Genomic DNA, 7,181 nt, shown 5'->3' with positions numbered 1-7,181 from the left:
TTTCATGAGTGATTTTGGGATGGGCACAGCACAGGTGGGCGATTAAAAGTGAGCCGAAAGGCGATCAAGACAGAGAAAAACTGTCAGATGTCAGATTCTAAAAGGGTCATGGACATCGGGTACTTGTAAATACATAAGCAAGATTCGTCGGATAGCTTAAGCCTGTAACGGCATCTACAGTAGAACCTGATAGATGCTTTGCTGAAAATTTTGATAGCACGATAACTCTAAAGAGTCTTTAGTCGGCTGTAAGTGGGGTCTTGGAACAACTCCCCATGAAGAGCCAAAGGAAGAGACGAGTGCAACGAGTAAGACTTGAGCGAAAGCGAGAAGTCGGGCATCAGATTGACAATTAAGACTAATACGGGAAGTTCGCTAAGATATTGTTTTTTAAATTTTATTAGTTGGTGACTGTTAAATTAAAATGATGTTTTAGAGGATGGGAGATCAATTGAGTAAAGCGGCTTTTAGGTCGGTAGCATGCATATTCGAGCGAATAAAAACGTAAGCGTATACATGAGTAATGAAAGGTTGAGCCGATTATAGGTTTGATTTAGTGAAAAAAATAGCAGTTGTGGTGACTGCAAGCGGACTGGTAATCCGTGGAAAAATTTTTGTATGTTATGAAATTTAACTGAGAATTAAACAGAAATAGCTCTGTTTAATGGTGTCGGTGCAGATTAATCACATGCATTCATTTTTAAAAATGACGACTAAGCCTGAAAAGGCTTAGTCGTTCATCTTTAAAACGCTCTATTTTGCGTTTTAAGCAACTATAAACACAACCATATGGATTAATACCAAAATTACCTTAACCGAGCTGTAACACTCTATTTTTTACGTTTAAACAGTATTTTCAACAAGTCTAAGATAAATAAACGCATTCTGCTAAGTGCTCTCACTCACTCAAGATCACCACACCCCTCGCTTTGCTCGGGCTGATGGTGAACGTTGAGTGAGTTTCGGCAATACTCACCCTAAGGGCATGATTTTAAAAAAAACCACAATCCCTTAAGTATTGCCGAATAACCTGATTGGGCTGACGGAGCCACGCATCGGTCGTATCCGCACATAGTTTTGCTGACTATGCAGACAAGGACTAAAGGTCTTGCACCTTTCCCCACGCGCTCCTTGTCGAAGTATGGCAGTATCTCTGCGAGGGTTTCCCCAGCATGCAACTTAACCAACCTATACAACTACTCTCAACGCTCCGCTTATGTGGGATTCCCCTGTAACGGTTCCGCCTTTCGACGATCGCTACGATGCACCAGTGACACTTATTCCCTCCACATGCACCGCATGCCAACCATAAAGAATGGGCACGCAGAAGCAGGCAAAGCTCGATCTGGGATACTTATTTGATGAAAAAAAACACTTAACTAACGAAGACTTATCATTTGGGGCTTGATATTACTGCACATAACAGTGAAAATAGAGTTCAGGTACAAGCCTTTTGGTGAAATCTGCACGAGCGTCAACTCTGCTGATCTTCGTTACTTGATGGTGGTACATCAAATAACTGCGTACCGACAAATATAGAGCCCTGCTTGATGTAAGTCAAGCAGGGCTTCTTCATTTTTTAATCATAAAAAATATTAAATATTATATAGTTGAAGCAATTATTCTAAATCTGCGGTATATGGTGTAACTCTAATATATAGGTCAGTTTTGACATAAAATATATGCTAATGCTTATATTATTTGCCTTCAAAGATAATAAATAGGACTTGAAAATTAAATGGCTAAACTCTCACTGAGCGAAGTATCCAAACAGTTTAATGTCGATAGATCGACCATTTATAGAGCTGTACGTAATGGACGCTTATCACGTTCCAGTGATGGCCAATTTGATATTGCCGAAGTTATTAGATGCTTTGGTGAACCAGACCAATTATCCAAACCGACTGAACCACCAAAACAAACTAATGATGCAGCTACACAAAAACTAATCTCTCATTTAGAAAACGAAGTCAAAAAATACCAAGAACGTGAAGAACGTTTGATGCAACAAATTGACCGTATGCAAACCCTTATTGAGTTAAAAAGTGTGGCACCTGCCACAGCAGTGCCACACCCTGACACTACAGCATGCGACAGCCAAACGCCACAACATGCAACAATAGATCAAAATATTGAAAATAAAGAAAATTTAAACAATGATATGGCAGAAATTGTGGCAGTGCCACAACAAAATGCCACAGCACGCGACAGCCAAACGCCACAGCATGCCACGCTGCAAAATATGGCAGCACCACAACCTAAAAAACGTGGTCTATTTGGTCGTGTATTGAATGCTGTATTTAACGATGAATAACTCAATACGCAACTAATTCAGAGGTAATAGTTTTGAGCAATATTATATATATCGAAGAAGCCTTAGAAATTTTTAAACAAGATCCACGGGTACAAGCAATCATTAGGTCAAAAGTTAATCCTAAGATTGCCGATGACTTAGGAGATTCCGTAGAAGCTTTAGAACAGCAAGTATTGCTAGAAACTTTTAGAGGCTACGCCACAAGTCAGGGTATAGATACACTGAGATTAGCTCTCAATATGGTCGCAACACCTGAGCAAAAGAAACAAGTTTTATTACAACATCATCAAGATACAGCAAACGCGTTGGGTATAGACCTTGAAGAATATTTTGTACTGAACCCAAGACTAAAAGCAGAGACTGAGTAATCCCTATTTTGGTCTCCTCTCTATGATTTGATTATGCACTGGAGCTACACAAAGTCGTGAAACATTGATCAAAGAATAGGCGTGGAACGTGAAAAATCATAAAAAAAGCCCAATCGGGTGTGATTGGGCTATAAACTAGAAACTACAGCGTTGAATTATAAGGATAATTATACAGCATTTCGTATAAGGTGTATTATGTTAATTTTAGAGAAAGTTAATTATCTTTCAATGTCTCAAAAACATTATATGAAGCCTTAATACGATCTACATTTGGTATCTTTTTATTCATTAACATAACCAATCCAAATCCTTCTTCTGGAATAAATAAAACATACGCCCCAAAGCCATTAGTCGAACCTGTTTTATGAAAAACTTTAGATTTTGGTTGCGATAATTCTTTTACAACAGGATTTGAGCCCAATAAGATTTGTTTTGAATTACTAGCCTGTAGAATTTCAGAAGTAGTGGGATAAGAAAACATTTCCCATCCAAGTGCTTGTGTCATACCGCTATCAGAAACTTTAAAATATCCTTTGTGTGTATCCAGTATAGCTTTTTTCATAGCAGGGCTATTTGTATCTACATTAAGATTCGAATTTACAAACTTAAGCATATCTGGGAGTGTTGATTTAACGCCATATGCTTCATCCGACAATGGACCAGGATTAACTCGAATTGGCTTATTATTTTCATCATAACCAAAAGCATAGTTCGTTTTTTGTGCTTCTGGAACATTGACGTATGTATGTTTCAAATTAAGTTGAGGAAAAACAGTCTTCTCTAATAATGAAGAGAAAGGAACATTCATCGATTTTGCAGTTAGATACCCAAAAAGTCCTATACTTGGATTTGAGTATTCACGATAAGTACCAGGAGGATTCTTTACTTTCCAATTTTTGAAATACTCTAATATTTGCTTATCAGTTTTGATATTATCTGGAAATTGTAATGGCAAATTGCCACTTGTATAAGTTAATAACTCTAATAAATTTACCTTATCAATTTCTGAATTTTTTAAAGCAGGGACGTATTTACTAGGATGATCGTTGAACGATATTTTACCTTGATTATTGGCATATGTTCCTGAAATAGCAGTAAAAGTTTTACTTAAAGAACCTAACTCAAAAAGTGTCTGACTATTTACGCTTTCATTTGTATCTTTAGATCGGACACCATAATATTTTTCATAACTTTTACCGTTGTAAATTACGCCTATAGCCATACCAGCTACACCATACTCATCTATAAGTGGCTTAAATGATTGGGTAACAACTTTTTCAATATTTTTCTCATTTTGACTGACTTCACTTGCATTTAAATTCATACCAAAACCGATAACCATCGTAATGAAGCTTGCTTGAAAAAAATATTTTTGATTAAAAAACATTAGGTTAAATTTCCTTAAAAAAGATGGCACATATAATCTCATATACTAAATATTACATATGTATTAATTTTTGTTAAATAACTTCTTATATAAAAATCATCTAGCCCAACAGCTATTTAACATAATGGTGGTTATACGCAATACACTTGTATATTAATATAAAAATCAATGACTTAAAAAATTGTCATTACTCAAAAAATCAGCAAAAAGTCGATTTTGAAACAAGTCGGCTTTTTTATGAGCAGTTTTGATAGTTCTTGCCAATAAATTTGACTAAAAATTACGCTTCTCAACTTGAGTTATACAATTTTGTGATACATTATTGTATATACAAATTTGAATGTTTTTTATGGAACAGTATTTTGAATGGGATGAGGCTAAGAATCGAAAGAATCAGAAAAAGCATGATATCTCTTTCGAAACTGCAAGCCTTGTTTTTGAAGATCCATTACGGATCTCAATCCAAGACAGACATACCGATGGTGAAGAACGTTGGCAAACCATTGGACGAGTTAAAGGCGTACTAATGTTATTGGTGGCTCACACCATTTTTGATGAAGATGACTGTGAAATCATACGAATCATTAGTGCAAGGCAAGTGACTAAAGCGGAGCGAAACAAATATGAGCATGGTTAGATACTCACGCAAAGAGCTGAATGAGAAATTTGGTGAGAAGCAAGATGCTGAAATTCAACGCTTGCTTGCTAAAGGCACGGTTCCTGATGATCAGCTAGATCTATCAGATATTCCTGAAATTACCGATTGGAGCAGTGCTGTACGCCAAAATCAATTTTACCGCCCAGTGAAGCAACAAACTTCAATTCGGTTAGATGCTGATGTACTTGCTTGGTTCAAAGCACAAGGCAAAGGTTATCAAACACGAATGAATGAAATTTTACGGGATGCTATGCTGAAAGAATTAAAAAATCATCAATAAAAATGGGAGCTTAAGCTCCCATTTTTGACTTCGCATAACGCCCATTATGTTAATTTTAGTTTTCCTTAATACGACAAAAATATCTACTTCATTTCACGAGAATTTCTTTTGCTAAAAGTTCTTCTTTCGTTACACCGAAATATCTTATTTCTAATTTAGGCCTGCCTAACATCTTTAAAAGATTGTTTTCATCATTTATATTTTTTATAGCTTTGCTTACACAATCAATTACGTCATTAGTTTTAGAAATAGCTTCTTTTTCAGATACTTGATCGCTTACTTTTCGAGATATTAAGTCATCAAAATATATCCTATATTCTTCACAAACTAGATAAAAATAAGGGTCTAATCTATCTAAATCATATTCAGATTCAAAGGGTTTACGATCTAATAAATCTTTTTCAGGATAAATAATCAATTGTCCTGCATCGAACCAAAACTCCACAGAAAAATTATCAAACTCAATTCCATTTAAATCATTACTAAAATTTTGAAAATACTGTAATAAAAGATTTTCTATATCCTCTAAAAACTCTTTATTCTTAATATCAAATATTAAAGATTCATTAGAAATAGCTTTGATACAATCTTCTTGAATATCTAACCCCTTTAAAGTCATTTTTACTCCATTTAAATTTTTAGGTTTTGGTGCATTAAGAATTTTGATTAACTTAACATAATGGCGGTTATACGAAATTCACCGTTTCGAGCCCCAAATATCAAGTTTATTTCTTGCATAAATGTATCCTATAGGATACATTCTACTTATGTACTCAATATATACCACTGAAGTCTTTGATGACTGGTTCACCAAGTTAAAAGACCAGCAGGCAAAAAGACGCATACAAGTCCGAATTGATCGGGTTGAAGATGGAAACTTTGGAGATACTGAGCCGGTCGGTGAAGGTGTTTCTGAATTACGTTTCTTCTTTGGGCCAGGCTATAGGATTTATTACTGCAAGCAAGGGCAAAGGGTTGTTATTCTTTTAGCAGGCGGAGATAAGTCTACGCAAAGTAAAGATATAAAACTTGCCCTGCAATTGGCACAAGATTTAGAGGAGGAGCTATAAATGGCTATTAAACTTCGCAAATGGGACAGTGCTGAGCATCTTAAAACAGAGGATGATATGCAGGCTTACTTACAAGCATGTATTGAAGAATCTAATGGCGATGCCGCATTCATTGCAAAGGCTTTAGGTAACATTGCAAAAGCTAAAGGAATGGCTCAATTATCACGAGATACAGGCTTAGGCCGAGAAAGTCTTTATAAAGCACTTTCTGGTGATGTTAACCCTAGTTTTGATACTGTGATTAAAGTTGTAAAAGCACTGAATTTACGCTTAGCAATTTAAAAAAAGTTATTAAAAAATGGAGCTTTAGGCTCCATTTTTTAATTTCGTATAAGGTGTATTATGTTAATTTTAGAAATTCTTAATTTCCATCTATCCAAACTTGCTTGATCCAATCTGCTAAATCTTCCCACTGCTCATCGCTATATCCATCTGCTGTCCAATATCTAATTTTATGATTAGGAGATAGGCAATAATAACTACCATTATCTTCACAAATAGGTAGCCAATCTTCTGGCAGACCTTGCTCCCTAGCATCATTTAATATCTGAGATAGCCCTCGATAGCATTCTTTCTCATCTGTAAGAGACGCTAATTCAATTGTTCCATAAAAGATATTGCTAATCTCTTTCAAAACTTTTTTATAATCTTTTGGAAAAATAAAACCTATTTTTCGTTCATAAGCAGATATGAAAATATCATCAGGTAGTTCTATGTTTAGACGACTATTCCCAGATAGTTCTTTTAATTCTTGAATAATGTTATCAAGCTTATTTTGCATATACATTCTGCTCTATCGCATTAAAGTTCTTACTACAATTTAACATAATGGCTGTTATGCGAAACGAGATCTACCAGCTCTCGTTTTTTGTTATGGAAACTGCTAAAATTCAAATACGCCATTGACGTATAAAGAGTCCATGTTATTTATTGAAACCAGCATCTTTACCAAGCAAATTAAAGACCTTGTATCTGATGATGTTAGCGGCAGTGTAAAAATGACCCCCTAATGGCATTTAAAAACTGACCCCCTTGGTTAATATAGCGGTCATTTTGGACTGCTCAACATGTTAACTTTGGAGCAAGCAGTGACAATCCAAATAC

At 35.4% G+C, this 7,181-nt stretch carries 9 protein-coding genes; 6 read left to right on the top strand and 3 right to left on the bottom strand.

Features of this window, described 5'->3' with window-relative positions; all coding sequences use genetic code 11:
* Positions 1-1,738: 1,738 nt before the first annotated feature.
* A complete protein-coding gene (locus HYG89_RS15485) occupies positions 1,739-2,314 on the top strand; it encodes a plasmid replication DNA-binding protein (protein ID WP_125274963.1) in 576 nt (191 codons plus the stop codon).
* Between the two features lie 32 nt (positions 2,315-2,346).
* Complete coding sequence (locus tag HYG89_RS15480) at positions 2,347-2,682, top strand: DUF6388 family protein (protein ID WP_218644980.1); 336 nt, start codon at positions 2,347-2,349, stop codon at positions 2,680-2,682.
* 214 nt (positions 2,683-2,896) lie between these two features.
* On the opposite strand, the gene blaMCA is transcribed toward HYG89_RS15480, so the two are convergent.
* Positions 2,897-4,069: an MCA family class C beta-lactamase gene (gene blaMCA / locus HYG89_RS15475; RefSeq protein ID WP_079863305.1), complete on the bottom strand. Its 1,173-nt coding sequence runs from the start codon at positions 4,067-4,069 to the stop codon at positions 2,897-2,899.
* Positions 4,070-4,418: 349 nt separating this feature from the next.
* On the opposite strand from blaMCA, the gene HYG89_RS15470 reads away from it, so the two are divergent.
* Positions 4,419-4,706: a BrnT family toxin gene (locus tag HYG89_RS15470; RefSeq protein WP_000438825.1), complete on the top strand. Its 288-nt coding sequence runs from the start codon at positions 4,419-4,421 to the stop codon at positions 4,704-4,706.
* Entirely contained in the window at positions 4,693-5,007 is a 315-nt protein-coding gene (locus HYG89_RS15465) for a BrnA antitoxin family protein (protein WP_004728120.1), read from the top strand. The genes HYG89_RS15470 and HYG89_RS15465 overlap by 14 nt, the downstream gene beginning before the upstream one ends.
* An 88-nt stretch (positions 5,008-5,095) precedes the next feature.
* On the opposite strand, the gene HYG89_RS15460 is transcribed toward HYG89_RS15465, so the two are convergent.
* Entirely contained in the window at positions 5,096-5,626 is a 531-nt protein-coding gene (locus HYG89_RS15460; protein ID WP_000172759.1) for a hypothetical protein, read from the bottom strand.
* 148 nt (positions 5,627-5,774) lie between these two features.
* On the opposite strand from HYG89_RS15460, the gene HYG89_RS15455 reads away from it, so the two are divergent.
* The gene (locus tag HYG89_RS15455; protein ID WP_000286964.1) at positions 5,775-6,077 is read left to right on the top strand and encodes a type II toxin-antitoxin system RelE/ParE family toxin; all 303 of its coding nucleotides are present in this window, start codon (positions 5,775-5,777) and stop codon (positions 6,075-6,077) included.
* Positions 6,078-6,359, top strand: a complete 282-nt coding sequence (locus tag HYG89_RS15450) for an addiction module antidote protein (RefSeq protein WP_000985609.1) — start codon at positions 6,078-6,080, stop codon at positions 6,357-6,359.
* A gap of 79 nt (positions 6,360-6,438) precedes the next feature.
* Here HYG89_RS15450 and HYG89_RS15445 read toward each other — a convergent pair whose 3' ends face one another.
* Positions 6,439-6,858, bottom strand: coding sequence for an SMI1/KNR4 family protein (locus HYG89_RS15445; protein ID WP_001180106.1), 420 nt, complete (start codon positions 6,856-6,858; stop codon positions 6,439-6,441).
* Between the last annotated feature and the right edge of the window lie 323 nt (positions 6,859-7,181).

Source organism: Acinetobacter sp. SwsAc5 (assembly GCF_013391485.1).
Classification (GTDB): Bacteria; Pseudomonadota; Gammaproteobacteria; order Pseudomonadales; family Moraxellaceae; genus Acinetobacter; species Acinetobacter towneri.
The sequence above is the reverse complement of the archived record's forward strand: the minus strand, read 5'-3'. Positions and strand labels throughout refer to the sequence as shown.